Annotated in this window: 15 protein-coding genes; 8 read left to right on the top strand and 7 right to left on the bottom strand. The window is 74.1% G+C overall.

Going from position 1 to position 13744, the window contains the following annotated elements:
* The first annotated feature begins 26 nt into the window (after nucleotides 1-26).
* From KPF22_RS01750 to KPF22_RS01730, 5 genes are all read left to right on the top strand, one after another.
* Nucleotides 27-1235 carry an acyl-CoA dehydrogenase family protein gene (locus KPF22_RS01750; protein ID WP_178376552.1) on the top strand — a complete coding sequence of 403 codons (1209 nt, stop codon included), beginning with the start codon at nucleotides 27-29 and terminating at the stop codon, nucleotides 1233-1235.
* A gap of 95 nt (nucleotides 1236-1330) precedes the next feature.
* Nucleotides 1331-1597 carry a hypothetical protein gene (locus tag KPF22_RS01745; protein ID WP_224401031.1) on the top strand — a complete coding sequence of 89 codons (267 nt, stop codon included), beginning with the start codon at nucleotides 1331-1333 and terminating at the stop codon, nucleotides 1595-1597.
* A 94-nt stretch (nucleotides 1598-1691) separates the two neighbouring features.
* Nucleotides 1692-2558: a dihydropteroate synthase gene (gene folP / locus KPF22_RS01740; RefSeq protein ID WP_224401030.1), complete on the top strand. Its 867-nt coding sequence runs from the start codon at nucleotides 1692-1694 to the stop codon at nucleotides 2556-2558.
* Nucleotides 2555-3319 carry a dihydrofolate reductase family protein gene (locus KPF22_RS01735; RefSeq protein WP_224401029.1) on the top strand — a complete coding sequence of 255 codons (765 nt, stop codon included), beginning with the start codon at nucleotides 2555-2557 and terminating at the stop codon, nucleotides 3317-3319. Before folP ends, KPF22_RS01735 begins: the two co-directional genes overlap by 4 nt.
* Before the next feature lie 62 nt (nucleotides 3320-3381).
* A complete protein-coding gene (locus KPF22_RS01730; protein WP_062399087.1) occupies nucleotides 3382-3942 on the top strand; it encodes a GNAT family N-acetyltransferase in 561 nt (186 codons plus the stop codon).
* Between the two features lie 100 nt (nucleotides 3943-4042).
* On the opposite strand, the gene KPF22_RS01725 is transcribed toward KPF22_RS01730, so the two are convergent.
* Nucleotides 4043-4630 (bottom strand): hypothetical protein, encoded by a 588-nt coding sequence (locus KPF22_RS01725; RefSeq protein ID WP_224401028.1) that lies wholly within the window; start codon nucleotides 4628-4630, stop codon nucleotides 4043-4045.
* 233 nt (nucleotides 4631-4863) lie between these two features.
* Between KPF22_RS01725 and KPF22_RS01720 the strand changes: the two genes are divergently transcribed.
* Nucleotides 4864-6024, top strand: a complete 1161-nt coding sequence (locus KPF22_RS01720) for a serine aminopeptidase domain-containing protein (RefSeq protein ID WP_224401027.1) — start codon at nucleotides 4864-4866, stop codon at nucleotides 6022-6024.
* 27 nt (nucleotides 6025-6051) lie between these two features.
* On the opposite strand, the gene KPF22_RS01715 is transcribed toward KPF22_RS01720, so the two are convergent.
* Nucleotides 6052-6456: a hypothetical protein gene (locus KPF22_RS01715; RefSeq protein WP_224401026.1), complete on the bottom strand. Its 405-nt coding sequence runs from the start codon at nucleotides 6454-6456 to the stop codon at nucleotides 6052-6054.
* Nucleotides 6457-6499: 43 nt separating this feature from the next.
* On the opposite strand from KPF22_RS01715, the gene KPF22_RS01710 reads away from it, so the two are divergent.
* Both KPF22_RS01710 and KPF22_RS32895 read left to right on the top strand, forming a co-directional pair.
* A complete protein-coding gene (locus KPF22_RS01710; protein ID WP_224401025.1) occupies nucleotides 6500-7045 on the top strand; it encodes a peptidylprolyl isomerase in 546 nt (181 codons plus the stop codon).
* 37 nt (nucleotides 7046-7082) lie between these two features.
* A complete protein-coding gene (locus KPF22_RS32895) occupies nucleotides 7083-8195 on the top strand; it encodes a rhomboid family intramembrane serine protease (RefSeq protein WP_224401024.1) in 1113 nt (370 codons plus the stop codon).
* A 154-nt stretch (nucleotides 8196-8349) separates the two neighbouring features.
* Here KPF22_RS32895 and KPF22_RS01700 read toward each other — a convergent pair whose 3' ends face one another.
* The 5 genes from KPF22_RS01700 to KPF22_RS33545 all read right to left on the bottom strand — a co-directional run bounded on the left by KPF22_RS01700 (nucleotide 8350) and on the right by KPF22_RS33545 (nucleotide 13722).
* Entirely contained in the window at nucleotides 8350-8787 is a 438-nt protein-coding gene (locus tag KPF22_RS01700; protein WP_224401023.1) for a PH domain-containing protein, read from the bottom strand.
* A gap of 101 nt (nucleotides 8788-8888) precedes the next feature.
* Nucleotides 8889-9149: a cell division protein CrgA gene (gene crgA / locus KPF22_RS01695; protein ID WP_020626195.1), complete on the bottom strand. Its 261-nt coding sequence runs from the start codon at nucleotides 9147-9149 to the stop codon at nucleotides 8889-8891.
* Nucleotides 9150-9354: 205 nt separating this feature from the next.
* The gene (locus tag KPF22_RS01690) at nucleotides 9355-9990 is read right to left on the bottom strand and encodes an aminodeoxychorismate/anthranilate synthase component II (protein WP_062399097.1); all 636 of its coding nucleotides are present in this window, start codon (nucleotides 9988-9990) and stop codon (nucleotides 9355-9357) included.
* 19 nt (nucleotides 9991-10009) lie between these two features.
* Nucleotides 10010-11974 carry a Stk1 family PASTA domain-containing Ser/Thr kinase gene (gene pknB / locus KPF22_RS01685; protein ID WP_224401022.1) on the bottom strand — a complete coding sequence of 655 codons (1965 nt, stop codon included), beginning with the start codon at nucleotides 11972-11974 and terminating at the stop codon, nucleotides 10010-10012.
* Nucleotides 11971-13722 (bottom strand): protein kinase, encoded by a 1752-nt coding sequence (locus KPF22_RS33545; protein ID WP_374107447.1) that lies wholly within the window; start codon nucleotides 13720-13722, stop codon nucleotides 11971-11973. Before KPF22_RS33545 ends, pknB begins: the two co-directional genes overlap by 4 nt.
* Nucleotides 13723-13744: the final 22 nt, after the last annotated feature.

Below are 13744 nucleotides of genomic sequence, written 5' to 3'. Positions count from 1 at the left end.
CCGCGACCGACCAGCGGAGAGCTGAGATGACTTCCTTCGAACTGTCCGAGGAGCACCGCGAGCTGCAGGAGTGGGTGCACGGCTTCGCCGCCGACGTCGTACGCCCGGCCGCCGCCGAGTGGGACGAGCGCGAGGAGACCCCGTGGCCGATCCTGCAGGAGGCCGCGAAGATCGAGCTCTACAACTTCGAGACCCTCGCCTCCTTCTGGGGTGACGAGACCGGGCTGTCCATGCCGCTGGTCAACGAGGAGCTCTTCTGGGGCGACGGCGGCATCGGCATGGCGATCTTCGGCACCACCCTGGCGGTGGCCGGCATCTTCGCCTCCGGCACGCCCGAGCAGATGGTCGAGTTCATCCCGCAGTGCTACGGCGACGCCTCCGAGCCGCAGGTCGGAGCGTTCTGCTCGTCCGAGCCCGAGGCAGGCTCGGACGTCTCGGCGATGCGCACCCGCGCCGTCTACGACGAGGCGAAGGACGAGTGGACCCTGACCGGTCAGAAGGCCTGGGCCACCAACGGGGGCATCGCGAACATCCACGTGGTGCAGGCCGTCGTCGACGCAGACCTGGGGAGCAAGGGGCAGGCCGCGTTCGTCGTCCCGCCGAACACCCCCGGCCTGGAGTCCACCCGCAAGATCAAGAAAATGGGTCTGCGCGCGTCGCACACCGCGGACGTCTTCCTCGACGACGTGAAGCTCCCCGGCTCCTGTCTGCTCGGCGGCAAGGAGAAGCTCGACGAGCGGCTCGCCCGCGCCCGGTCGGGGGAGAGGTCGACGGGTTCGGCCGCGATGCAGACCTTCGAGCTGTCCCGTCCGACGGTCGGCTCGCAGGCGATCGGCATCGCCCGCGCCGCCTACGAGTACGCGCTGGAGTACGCCAAGGACCGCGTCGCCTTCGGCCGTCCGATCATCGAGAACCAGTCGATCTCGTTCATGCTCGCGGACATGAAGACCGAGATCGACGCCGCCCGGCTGCTCGTGCACCGGGCCGCGTGGATGGGCCGCAACAACGTCCCGTTCACCGCGGGCGAGGGGTCGATGTCCAAGTTGAAGGCCGGCCGCGTCGCGGTGTGGACCACCGAGCGCGCCATCCAGATCCTCGGCGGTGCGGGCTACTCGCGCGAGCACCCGGTGGAGCGGATGCACCGCGACTCGAAGATCTACGACATCTTCGAGGGCACCGAGCAGATCCAGCAGCTCGTCATCGCCCGCGCGATCTCCGGGAAGCACCTGGCGTGACCCCGGCGCCCGGTCGTCGTCGGACCGACGAGAAAGCGTCACCGCAGGCCGACGCCCTCTTCCACCGATCGAGAAGATCGACAACGGGGGAAGACATGGCACGGACGACGAGGTCCACCCTGCTCGCGCCGGCAGTGACCGCGGCCTGCCTGACCGGCGTCGCCGACGCGCTGGACCACGACGGCCCCGCCGACGCGGGCCGGATCGACCGCGCCGTCTGCCCGGCCGACGTCATGCCCGCCGTCGACCGGACGCAGCTCCCGGCGAACGAGGCGCGGCTTCTGGGGCAGGTCGCGACCAGCATCGCGACCGAGCCGCGGGTGGCGGCCGAGCCGCCGCTGCGGGAGTACGCGCGCGGCTGACGACCGGCGGGGTGGGCGCGTACGCCGGGCCCCGGGGAGGATGGAGATCCAACCGGGTCCTGCAGCGGGCCCGTCCGTGCTGTGAGGAGACCACGTGCCGAGCGTGACGTTCCGTGGACGTACCTGGAACCGGGACCGGGCGATGGTGATGGCGATCGTGAACCGGACCCCCGACTCGTTCTACGACCACGGCGTCACCTTCGCCGAGCAGGCGGCCCGGGACCGGATCACCGCGGTCGTCCGGGAGGGTGCCGACGTCATCGACATCGGCGGCGTCCCGGCCAGTCCGGGCACCGAGGTCACCGAGCAGGAGGAGATCGACCGGGTCGTGCCGACCGTGGAGTGGGCGCGCCACACGTTCCCCGACGTCGCGATCTCGGTCGACACCTTCCGCGCCGGGCCCGCCGACGCCGTCTGCGCCGCCGGGGCCGACCTGGTCAACGACAACTGGGCCGCCGCCGACGGTGCGATCCTCGACGTCGCCGCCCGGTACGGCGCCGGTTACGTCAGCGCCCACACCGACCACGTCACCCCGCGCACCGAGCCGCACCGGCCCCGCTACGCCGACGTGCTCCGCAGCGTCGTCGACCAGACCGTCGCGCTCGCCGAGAAGGCCGTCGCCGCGGGCGTGCCCGCCGGGGGGATCCTCATCGACCCGGCGATCGACTTCTCCAAGAACACGCTGCACAGCCTCCAGGTCCTGCGCGGCATCGACGAGATGGTCGCGACCGGCTGGCCGGTGCTGCTGGCGATGTCGAACAAGACCGTCGTCGGGGAGTCCCTGGCCGTGCCGCTCGAGGAGCGGCTGACCGGCACCCTCGCCGCGACGGCGCTGGCCGCGGACCGCGGCGTCGCCATGGTGCGCGCCCACCAGGCCCGGGCCACCCGGGAGACCTGCGAGATGGTCGCCACCGTCCGTGGCGAGCGGAACCCGTCGCGGGCGGTGAGACTGCTCGCGTGAGCGTGATCCACCAGATCTTCCCGGCGGCCGACGCCGGACCGCTGTCGACCGAGCAGCTCGAACGGCTCTACGCCTACCCGGACGACCGCCTCCGGCTGTCGGTCAACTTCGTGTCCAGCGCCGACGGCGCCGTCGAGGTCGAGGGCAGCTCGGCCGGGCTGTCCACCCCGCCCGACCGCGCGGTGCTGGACCTGGGCACCGACCTGGCCGACGTCGTGCTCGTCGCGGCCGGGACGGCCACCGCCGAGGGGTTCACCGGCGTGAAGCACAACGACCGGATGGACGACCGGCGTCGCCGCTTCGGGCTGTCGGAGCTGCCGTCGACGGCGGTCGTCACCTCGTCGGGGAAGTCGCTCGACCCGTCGGCGCCGGTGCTGACGGACACCGTGGTCCCCACGATCGTGCTCACCTGCGAGTCGGTCCCGGCGGACCTGCGCGGCCGGTGGGCCGACGCCGGCGCCGAGGTCGTGCTCACCGGCGACGAGTCGGTCGACCTCGCCGTCGCCGTCGCCGCGCTGGGGGAGCGCGGGCTGCGCCGGATCAACTGCATGGGCGGACCCGCGCTGTTCGGCAGTCTGGCCGAGGCGGGCCTGGTCGACGAGCTGCGGCTGACCCTCGCGCCGTTCCTGGTCTCCGGCGAGGCGGGCCGGATCGCCCGCGGCGCGGGCATGGACCCCGCGCGTCTCGAGCTCGTCAGCGTCGTCACGGGGGACGACACGCTCCTCATGCGCTACCGGGTGCGCGAGGCGCCGTCGTCCTGACGGGGAACCCCGGAGGGGGAGGTCCCGATCACGCACGGCGACGTCTGGGGCAGGATGGTGCCGTGTCGCGTCCCTCGAACATGCTGGCGGACGGCGTCGTCGTCCTCAGTCCGCTCGGCTGGGACGACGTGACGGCCCACCTCGCGGGTGAGGACGCCGAGATCGTCCGCTGGCTCGGTGGCGCGCCCGCGACCCCGGCGACCGCCCGCGCCCACGTCCGCCGGGCGATCGAGCGCTGGGCCGACGACGGGCCGAAGCTGAGCTTCGGCATCCGGGTCGACGGCGGCGCCGTCCTCGCCGGGACCATCGACGTCGACCTGGATCCCGCGGGGGACCGGGCCGGTCTGTCCTACGGCGTCTACGCGGCGTACCGCCGTCGCGGCCTCGCGACGCGCGCGGTCCGGCTCGCGGCCCGCTACCTGGGCGAACGGGGTGACGTACGGTGGATCTCGATCGACGTCGACCCGCAGAACACCGCATCGGTCGGGGTCGCGCGACGGGCCGGGTTCCGGTTCCTGCGCCATGTCGTCGACGACGAGGGGTCCTTCGACCGCTACGAGCTCCTCGTCCGCGCGCCGGTGGTGCCCGCGCCGCCGCCGCGTCCGCGGCACGGCCGGCCCTGACCCCGTCCGCGGTCGCCCGTCCGGTGCCCCGGTCGTGGGGGACACCGGACGGGCGACGTCGCGAGCGCCGGTCGGGGGGCCGGCGCTCGTCGGTCCGCCGTCAGGAGACGGTCGGGGCCTCGAGGTACATCACGCCCGGGACCTCGAACACGGGCAGCGCGCCGGCGTCGTCGGCCGACGGGAGGTCGGCGTCGTCCGCGGAGGGGAGCTCGGGGGCGTCGTCGGCGGAGGGGAGTTCGGGCACGTCCGGAGCGGAGGGGACCTCGGGCGCGTCCGCGGACTGCAGCGAGGCGGTGGAGAGGTCCTCCGCGCCCGGCAGCGAGTCCGCCGAGGGCAGCGCATCGGTGCTCGGCAGCGAGTCGGCCGACGGGAGCGCGTCGGTGCTCGGCAGCGAGTCGGCCGAGGGCAGCGCGTCGGCGCCCGGCAGGCCGGGGAGCGAGTCGGCCGACGGCAGCTCCGGCAGACCGGAGGCCTCGCCGTGCGGGGTCTGCAGCTCGCCGAAGGAGACGCTGTTCGCGTCGTTCGACACGGTGCCGTCCTCGTAGGACGGCAGGGCGGAGGTGTCCGGGGCGTCGGGTGCCTCGGGCAGTTCGGCGGCCGAGGCCTGGCCGACGACGCCGGCGCCGAGCGCGGCGATGCCGGCGCCGGCGAGGGACAGCCGCAGGGCGGTACGGGCGAGCGAGGTCATGCGCACGTCCTTCCAAGGGGGAGTGGGGGAGCGGAGGGCCGACGGACGACCCTCGCCGGGGGACAACGAGATCCACATCGGCCGGTTGCGTTCCGCAGTCGATCGACGGCGATCTTCACTCGTACGAGTGGCAACCTGAGAGGGGTCTCGCACGTACGGCCCCGTCTCGTCACTCCAGCAGGCATCAGGTGGTCCACTCGCGGCACACGTACGCGGGAGAGCAGGATGAGTGTGTGCGCGCGCCGAGCTCCTCCGTCCGCCACTCCGTCCGTCGATCGGCGCCCGTCGCGGGAGCGCTGGCCGGGGCCCTGGGCGGGGCGGGCGGCGCCGCCGCGGCCGCGATCGGCTGGCACTACTCGACGATCCTGCTGCACCCGTCGCCGCACCCGGGGCTGCCCGAGCGGGTCGTCGCCGCCGGGGACGGCACCGTCGAGCTGGCGCGGACCCGGCTGTCCGCACAGCCGGGCGTCTGGGGGCTGCGCGGCCCGGCCGGGCTCGCCGTCGTCGGTCCGGTCCTGGACCGCGGGCGCCGCACCGTCGTCCGGGAGCTGCACGCCGGCCCGGTCCCCGCGACCGGCCCCGCGGTGCTCGACGCCGGCCCCTTCGACCCGGACCCGTCCGCCCGCGGGCTGCCCTTCGACGACGTCCGGGTGCCCACCGACCTCGGCCTCGCCCCGGCCTGGCGCATCCCCGCCCCGGACGGCGGTGACCCGGACACCTGGGCACTGTGCGTGCACGGCCGAGGCGGGACCCGGCGCGAGGCACTGCGGATCCTGCCCGCGCTGCACGCGGCCGGGCTGGCCCAGCTCGTCATCAGCTACCGCGGGGACGGGACCGCCCCGGAGTCACCGGACGGGCGTTCGCACCTCGGCGACACCGAGTGGCGCGACATCGACGCCGCCGCGGCCTACGCCCTGGTCCACGGCGCGCGCCGGCTGGTGCTGGTCGGCTGGTCGATGGGGGCCGCGGTGGGCGGGGCGTTCCTCGACCGGTCCCCGCACGCCGACCTCGTCGACGCCGTGGTCTGGGACGCGCCGCTGCTCGACTGGCGTCGCACGCTGCGCAGACAGGCCCGCAACCGCGGTCTCCCGCCGACCCTCGCCGGGGTCGCGGCCCGGTTCACCGCGCGCCGGATCGGGATCGACCTCGACCGGTTCGACCTGGTCCGGCGCCCGCCCGCGGTCCGCCCGCCGACGCTCGTCCTGCACAGCGACGCCGACACCGCCGTGCCGGTCACGCTGAGCCGGGACCTGGCCGCGGCCGCCCCCGGGCACGGCTGGCCGGTCACCTACCGGGAGTTCTCCGGCACCGAGCACACCGGCAGCTGGAACGCCGATCCCGACGGCTACGAGGCCGCCGTGACCGGCTTCCTGCGGACCCTGCGCCCGGCCTGACCCGCTCGCTCCGGGACGGGCCGTGGGTCAGTGACCGCTCGCCTGCGACCGGCCCTGGCCGATCGGCTTGCCGTGGATCTGGTCGTCGGTCGGCGGGGTCGTCGGCACCGGGGTCCCCGGGTCCACCTCGCGATCGCGCTGCAGGACCGTCGCCCAGCCCCACACCGCGGCAGCGGTCAGCAGCAGGACGGCCACGATCCACGGGGCCCGGCGCACCCGCGCCGGGGTCGGCTCGACCACCTCGGCCAGCGCGTGGCGGGCGTCGTGCACCGAGCCGGACACCACGTCGGACAGTCCGGACAGGCGGGACGAGACCCCTCCCGCCACGGCGTCGGCGACCGCGCCACCGGCGATCCGGCCGGCGTCGGCGAAGGTGTGCACGGCCTCGACCGCATCCTTGCGGGCACGGGCCCGCGTCCTCTCGGCACTCATGTTCCGGACCTGCTTCCCACGGATGCGGCTGCTTACTGGCACGATGGTAGCCGTGACGGAACCAGGAAACGCCAACACGACGGCCGTCCTGCACACCTCCGAGGGCGTCGTCCGCGTCAAGCTGTTCGGCGACCACGCGCCGAAGACGGTCGCGAACTTCGTCGGCCTCGCGGAGGGCAGCAAGGACTACACGGGCCCGAACGCGAGCGGCGGCGACTCCGGGCCGTTCTACGACGGTTCGATCTTCCACCGGGTGATCAGCGGCTTCATGATCCAGGGCGGCGACCCGACCGGTACCGGTCGCGGTGGCCCGGGCTACCAGTTCGGCGACGAGTTCCACCCGGACCTCAAGTTCGACAAGCCCTACCTGCTGGCCATGGCCAACGCCGGGCCGGGCACCAACGGCTCGCAGTTCTTCATCACGGTGGGCAACACCCCGCACCTGAACCGGCGCCACACCATCTTCGGTGAGGTCGCCGACGCCGAGTCGCGGGCCGTCGTGGACGCCATCGCCCAGACCACCACCGGTCAGGCCGACCGGCCGCTGACCGACGTGGTCATCGAGAAGATCGAGATCGAGCGGTCCTGACCCCGCAGGTCTCCGACCACCGAGTGGACGGGCCGTGGTGAACGGACGACCCGACGACAGCGGATCCGGGACACCCGGCGAGCCCGAGGGCGGGCCGGGTTCCCCCGGCCCCGCGGGCACGCCGTACTACCCGGCGCCGCCCGGCTACCCGCAGCCCCGGTGGCCGCCGCCGGGCGCGCCGGGCGGTCCGCCCCGGGCCGGTTCCGGCGCGGCGTCCGGCGGGGCCCCGGACGGCGGTGCCACGCACGGCGGCCCGCACGGTGGTCCGCCGCCCGGTGGGGTCCCGGGGGCCGGATCCGGTGCCGGTGCGGTCTGCGTCCGGCACCCCGACCGGCCCACCGGGCTGGCCTGCTCGCGCTGCGACCGGCCCGCCTGTCCCGACTGCCTGCGGCCGGCCCCGGTCGGCCAGCACTGCGTGGACTGCCTCGCCGAGGGCGCGCGGACGACCCCGCGCCGGCGCAACGTCGCCGGTGCGAGCCGCACCGGGAAGCCGGTGATCGTCCCCGGTCTGATCGTCGCCAACGTGGTGGTCTACGTGCTCACCGCGGTCACGGCGGGCAGCGTGATGTCCAACTTCCGCTCGCCGCTGTTCGACGCCGGGGGGCTCGTCCCGCTCCTGGTCGCCGACGGCGAGTACTGGCGCATCATCACCTCGGGCTTCCTGCACATCGGCCCGCTGCACCTGGCGTTCAACATGTACGCCCTGTGGATCATCGGCCGCGAGGTCGAGGCGGTCCTAGGCCGGGCCCGGTTCGTCGCCGTCTACGGCGTCTCCATGCTCGGCGGTGCGGCCGCGGTCATGCTCTTCAGCTCCCCGGTCGGGGCGACCGCGGGCGCCTCCGGTGCGGTGTTCGGGCTGATGGGGGCACTGTTCGTCCTGCTGCGGCGGCTGAAGCTGCCGACCGGGCAGGTCGTCGCCGTCATCGCGATCAACGCCGTGATCAGCCTCAGCATCCAGGGGATCTCCTGGCAGGGGCACCTCGGCGGGCTCGTCTTCGGCGCCGCGGTCACCGCGGCGCTGGTCCACCTCGGGACGGGATCCCCGCAGCGCAGGCGGACCCAGCTGCTGGCGGTCTCCGGGCTGGCCGTGCTGGCGCTGGTACTGATCGGGGTGCGCGCCGCGGGGCTGCTCGCGGCCGCCGGTGTCTGAGACAGCCCGGGCCCGACCTCGGCCCGTACGTCGAGAAGCAGCTCAGGGCTGTCGCCACTGAGCCAGGACGGCCCCGAGGTGCCTCCCGGCGGCTGCCCGCCGACCCGGGCCGGTCGGGGCCGGATCCGGTGCTCGCCGAGGTGCGGGTGGCGGGTCAGAGCCCGGGCGGGCCCGTGTCGCCGGGGCGGTGCCCCGGGCGGAGGGCGGCGAGGTCGTCGAACACGTCCACCGGGTCCGCGCCCAGCTCGGCCCGGCCGAGGATCACCAGCCGCTCGTGGTCGTCGACGTCGCGCAGCTCCAGTTCCAGCAGCACCGACTCGCGGCCCAGCCTGCGGGTCCGCAGCAGCCGCAGGTCGTCCACCCGCCCCCAGGGCACGTGCCGGGTCCAGGTCAGCCTGCGGACCGTCAGCCCCTCGGGGCCGGCCTCCAGCCGGGGCCGGGCACGGGTCCCCGACGCCGCGGCCAGGGTCAGACCGAGCGCAGCGACGCCCGCGACCAACGCGCCCGCCGCGTCCGCGCCGGAGACGAGCACCGTGACCGACCAGCCGGTCGCAGCGACCGCCAGCGCCCAGAGCACGACGACCGTGCCCATCGGCGTCGACCACCGAAGTCGATCACCCTGTGTGGTCATGTGAAGTTGTCCACAGGCTCCATCCACACGGTGGACAACTCACATCCGTGTATTTCTGCTGCTCAACGCCACCGCATCGTCATCAGCAGGCCGATCACGATGAGTGAGAACCCGATGATGAAGTTCCAGTTGCCCAGCGCCAGCATGAACGGGATGGACGGACCGGCCAGATAGTTGATCACCAGCCAGGCCAGGCCGAGGATCCACATCGCGACCATGACGGCGATGTAGGCCGGGTGTGTCGGTCCCGCGACCTTCTGCGGGGTGCGGCTGACCGGGGGCGGGGTGTAGGCCGCCTTCTTGCGGACCTTCGACTTCGGCATCTGACCTCATCGCCTGTCGGAGTCGGACACGGGTCCGGCCGGTGCGCCGGCCGGGGGCGGGACCTGCGACGGGGCGCCGTGGTCGGGGTACGTGGCGACCCGGACAGATCCGCCACCACGGTAGCGCGACCGCCTCGCCGTCCGGGTCACACCGGCGACACAGGCGTCACACGTCACGGGGACGTCGGGTGGTGCGGGGCGGGGATCAGACCCCGGCGACCAGTCCGGCCATCTCGTCGGACAGCCGTACGACCAGGTCCTCCGGCACGTCGTAGCCGGCCTGGCGCAGCCAGTTCGCCAGCATCCGGTGCCCGCCCTCGGTCAGCACGGACTCCGGGTGGAACTGCACGCCGGAGATCGGGAGCTCCCGGTGCCGCACGGCCATGATCAGGCCGGTCTCGGTGTGGCCGGTCGCCTCCAGCTCCGACGGCAGACCGTCGGGCGCGATCGTCAGCGAGTGGTAGCGGGTGGCCGTGAACGGCGACGGCAGCCCGGTCAGCACACCGGTGTCGTCGTGGAAGACCTCCGAGGTCTTGCCGTGCAGCAGCTCGGGCGCGCGCTCCACGACCCCGCCCCAGGCGGTGGCCAGCGCCTGGTGGCCGAGGCACACGCCCAGCAGGGGCGTGGCGCGCTCCGCGGCGCGACGGATGACCTCGACGCTGCGACCGGCCCGCTCCGGGGTTCCCGGACCGGGGCTGACCAGGACGGCGCCGACCTCGTCGAGCTCGTCGAGCTCGACCTCGTCGTTGCGCCGGACCACCGGGTCGGCACCGAGCTGGGCCAGGTACTGGACCAGGTTGTAGACGAAGCTGTCGTAGTTGTCGACGACGAGTACGCGCACGGTCCCTCCCGGGAGATCGTCAGTTGAACGGGAAGCCGTTGCTGCCGTTCTCACCGTCGCTGCTGCTGCCACCGGAGTAGCTGCCGACGGTGAGGGTGACGGTCTGGCCGCTCGAGGCCTCGGACCCGCCGGACGGGCTCTGCTGCAGCACGACGCCGTTCTGCGAGGAGTCCGAGACGTCGACCTGGCGGATCGACGGGCTCAGCCCCGCCTCCTGCAGTGTGCTGATCGCGCTGTCGACGCGCTGGCCGACGACGTTGGGCACCTGGTTCTGGTTCCCACGGCTGATCTGGATCGTGATGGTCTGGTCGGGTGCGACCCGGGTCCCGGCCGACGGGTTCGTGCCGACCGCCTGGCCCGCCGAACCGCTGCTGTCGACCTCGGTCGTGGAGATCGACTGGAAGCCGGCGTTCTGCAGCGTCGCCCGGGCGGCGTCGGCCGACTGGCCCGCCACGTCCGGCACGGCGACGGTCTGCTGCTTGCGGCCCACCACCAGCGACACCGCGGTGTTGCCCGAGACCTGCTGGCCCGGCCCCGGGTCGGAGGTGATGACCTTGCCGACCTGGCTGGAGTCACTCGTGTCGCGTTCGGTGCGGCCGCCGACCTGCAGGCCGGCCTCCCGGAGCTTGGCCTCGGCCTCGTCCGGGGACAGGCCCTCCACACTCGGCACCGTGACCTGCGCGGGCCCGCTGCCGACGTAGACCGTCACCCGGCTGTTCTCGGCGACCTGGTTGCCGCCGCCGGGGTCGGTCCGGACGACCTTGCCGACCTGGGCGACGTCCGACGGCTGGTCCTCCTGGGAGAACAGCAGCCCGGCCTGGGTGATGGTCTGCCGCGCCTGGTCCGGGGACTGGCCGAGCACGTCGGGCACCGACACCTGGTCCGGGCCCGAGGAGGAGAACAGCTGGAAACCGACGAAGCCGAGCAGGCCGATGACCGCGAGCGCGGCGACCCACAGGAGGGCCTTGCGCCGCCCGCCGCGGCCCTCGTCGTCGGCGTAGTCGGGGTGGTGCGGCGGCATCGTGTGCCGGCCGGTGGGCGGGCCGCCCGCGTCGAGCCGGCGCGTCGCCATGGCCTGGGTCGCGCCGTCGTGGGCCATCATGTGCGTGCGCTCGTGCTCGCTCATGACCAGCGGCGCGTGCACCGGCTCGCCGTTGCGCACGCGGACCAGGTCCGCCCGCATCTCGGCGGCCGACTGGTAGCGGTTGGCCGGGTTCTTGCTGAGCGCCTTGAGCACCACCGCGTCGAGCGCCGGGGGCACCGACGGGTTGAGCTCGGACGGGGACCGGGGGTCCTCCCGCACGTGCTGGTAGGCGACCGCGACCGGGGTGTCCCCGGTGAAGGGCGGCTCGCCGGTCAGGAGCTCGAACAGCACACAGCCCGCGGCGTAGACGTCCGAGCGGGCGTCCACGGCCTCACCGCGCGCCTGCTCGGGGGACAGGTACTGCGCCGTGCCGATGACGGCGGCGGTCTGGGTGACGTTCTGGCCCTCGCCCAGCGCACGGGCGATGCCGAAGTCCATGACCTTGACCGCGCCGACGCCGTTGATCATCACGTTCGCGGGCTTCACGTCGCGGTGGATGATGTTGTGCCGGTGCGAGAAGTCGAGCGCGGCGCAGACGTCGGCCATCACCTCGACGACCCGCTGCTGGGTCATCGGGCCGGTGGTCTTGACGATCTCGCGCAGCGTCTGCCCGTCGACGAACTCCATGACGATGTAGGGCAGCGGCCCGAACTCGGACTCGACCTCGCCGGTGTCGTACACCGCGACGATCGCCGGGTGGTTCAGCGACGCCGAGTTCTGCGCCTCGCGGCGGAAGCGCAGCTGGAACTGGGGGTCGCGGGCCAGGTCGGCGCGCAGCACCTTGACCGCCACGTCCCGGCCGAGCCGGGTGTCGAGGCCGCGGTGGACCTCGGACATGCCGCCGTAGCCGAGCGGGTCGCCCAGCTCGTAGCGCTCGGAGAGCAGTCGTGGTGTCGTCATCGGTTCAGATTCCCGTACTCATCGAGTCCGTCGGAGGCGTGCTCATCATGCCGGTCGGCGCTCACTGCCGGTCCCGTACGGGCGACATGTGCGCCGGAGCGACCGTTCGGTGGGATCACCGGGACATCACCGGGCACCTCCGGTCGATCTTGGGCACGGGGGACGGCGAACGGCTCCGCCGGGACCGCCGGTCCCGTGGACCCGGCCGAGGGGCCGGCCGCGGTCGCCACGGTACCGGGCGCGACCCCCAGCGAGCCGGGCCGCATGTCGTCGGGCGAGGCTCCCCTCAAGATCATCACGGCCAGGAGCACGGCGGCGAGCGTCAGGATCACGAACAGCACGGCCAGCCACGCCTTCGACCGTCCGGAGCGCTGCGGGCCGAGATCGAGCGGGCCGGACGGATGCTGCTCGGGCATCCGGTCGGCGGAGGCGTTGCGGCGCACCGGCGGACGGGTCGGCGCCGATCGCTGCTGCCCCGGGACCCCGGGTCCGGTGGGCGGCCCGCCCGGACGACGCCCACCCGGGAGACCGCCGCTGTGCGGCCCGGTGTGCGGCGGCCGCAGCGGGGCACCGTAGGGCGGCGAGCCCGGGGGCACCGGGACCGGCCCGGACCAGGACGGCGTGCCGCCCGGGGTGCGCGGTCCCTGCGGCCGGCCCGGCGCGCCACCGGGGTACGGACCGGTGACCGGGCGGGAGACACCCTGGTCCGGCCCGGTGCGGCGGGCGCCGTCGGGGCCGGGGTCACCGGTGCGCGGGCCGCGGTCGGCGGTGTCGGTGCCGCCCGCCGACGGGCCGTCGTCACCGGTCCCCGGCCCGGACTCCTGCAGGACGTGCCGCGAGCCGGTGCCGTCGTCGCCGCGGAAGTCGGGTGCGTACCCGGCGGGGGCGGGGATACCGGGCGGCGGCGGCCGGTGCCCGCGCCGGACCGCGGCGACGGCGTCGGCGAACTCGGCGCCGTCGGCGTAGCGCTGCTCGGGGTCCTTGACCAGCACCGAGGAGACCAGTTCGCGGACCCGCTCGGGGATCTCGTCCGGCAGTGGTGGCGGGTCGTCGCGGACCTGCATCATCGCCACCGCGACCGCGCTCTCGGCGCGGAACGGCCGCACCCCGGCCAGGCACTCGTAGCCGACGATGCCGAGCGAGTAGACGTCGCCCGACGGCCCGGCCTCCTCGCCGGAGGCCTGCTCCGGAGCGATGTAGTGGGCGGTGCCCATGACCATCCCGGACCGGGTCACCGGGACGGCGTCGGCGGCCTTGGCGATGCCGAAGTCGGTCAGCTTCACGACGCCGTCGGTGCGCAGCAGGATGTTGCCGGGCTTGACGTCGCGGTGGACGAACCCGCGCTCGTGCGCGGCGAACAGCGCCCGGCCCGCCTGCTCGAGGATGTCGAGCGCCTCGTCGGCGGGGATGGGACCGCGCCCGATCCGCGACGACAGCGGCTCACCCCGGACGAGCTCCATCACCAGGTAGGCGGTGCGCCCGCCGCCGGTGGGGCTGTCGTCCTCGCCGTAGTCGTGCACGGCGGCGATCCCGGCGTGGTCGAGCGAGGCGACGGTGCGGGCCTCGATGCGGAACCGGTGCAGGAACTCCGGGTCGTCGGAGAGCTCCGCCTTGAGAACCTTCACCGCGACGCTGCGCCCGAGCCGGGTGTCCGAGGCCTCCCAGACCTCGCCCATCCCGCCGACCGCGATCCGCCGGTCCAGCTGGTAGCGCTCGGAGATCAGCTGCCCGGCCGACAGGGCGCTCACGGGGCCGCCGGGGACCTGCGCC

This window comes from Pseudonocardia sp. ICBG1034 (assembly GCF_020131375.1).
GTDB lineage: Bacteria > Actinomycetota > Actinomycetes > Mycobacteriales > Pseudonocardiaceae > Pseudonocardia > Pseudonocardia alni.
Note: the sequence above shows the minus strand (reverse complement) of the source record. Positions and strands in the feature narration are given on the sequence as shown.

What these genes read in the sequence shown, in the direction of transcription:
- KPF22_RS01700 (WP_224401023.1), bottom strand. Translation starts at nt 8,787, where the DNA reads ATGGGCACGGTCGTCGTGCTCTGGGCGCTGGCGGTCGCTGCGACCGGC.
- KPF22_RS01750 (WP_178376552.1), top strand. Translation starts at nt 27, where the DNA reads ATGACTTCCTTCGAACTGTCCGAGGAGCACCGCGAGCTGCAGGAGTGG.
- pknB (WP_224401022.1), bottom strand. Translation starts at nt 11,974, where the DNA reads ATGACGACACCACGACTGCTCTCCGAGCGCTACGAGCTGGGCGACCCG.
- KPF22_RS01710 (WP_224401025.1), top strand. Translation starts at nt 6,500, where the DNA reads ATGGTAGCCGTGACGGAACCAGGAAACGCCAACACGACGGCCGTCCTG.
- KPF22_RS01715 (WP_224401026.1), bottom strand. Translation starts at nt 6,456, where the DNA reads ATGAGTGCCGAGAGGACGCGGGCCCGTGCCCGCAAGGATGCGGTCGAG.
- KPF22_RS01745 (WP_224401031.1), top strand. Translation starts at nt 1,331, where the DNA reads ATGGCACGGACGACGAGGTCCACCCTGCTCGCGCCGGCAGTGACCGCG.
- crgA (WP_020626195.1), bottom strand. Translation starts at nt 9,149, where the DNA reads ATGCCGAAGTCGAAGGTCCGCAAGAAGGCGGCCTACACCCCGCCCCCG.
- KPF22_RS01725 (WP_224401028.1), bottom strand. Translation starts at nt 4,630, where the DNA reads ATGACCTCGCTCGCCCGTACCGCCCTGCGGCTGTCCCTCGCCGGCGCC.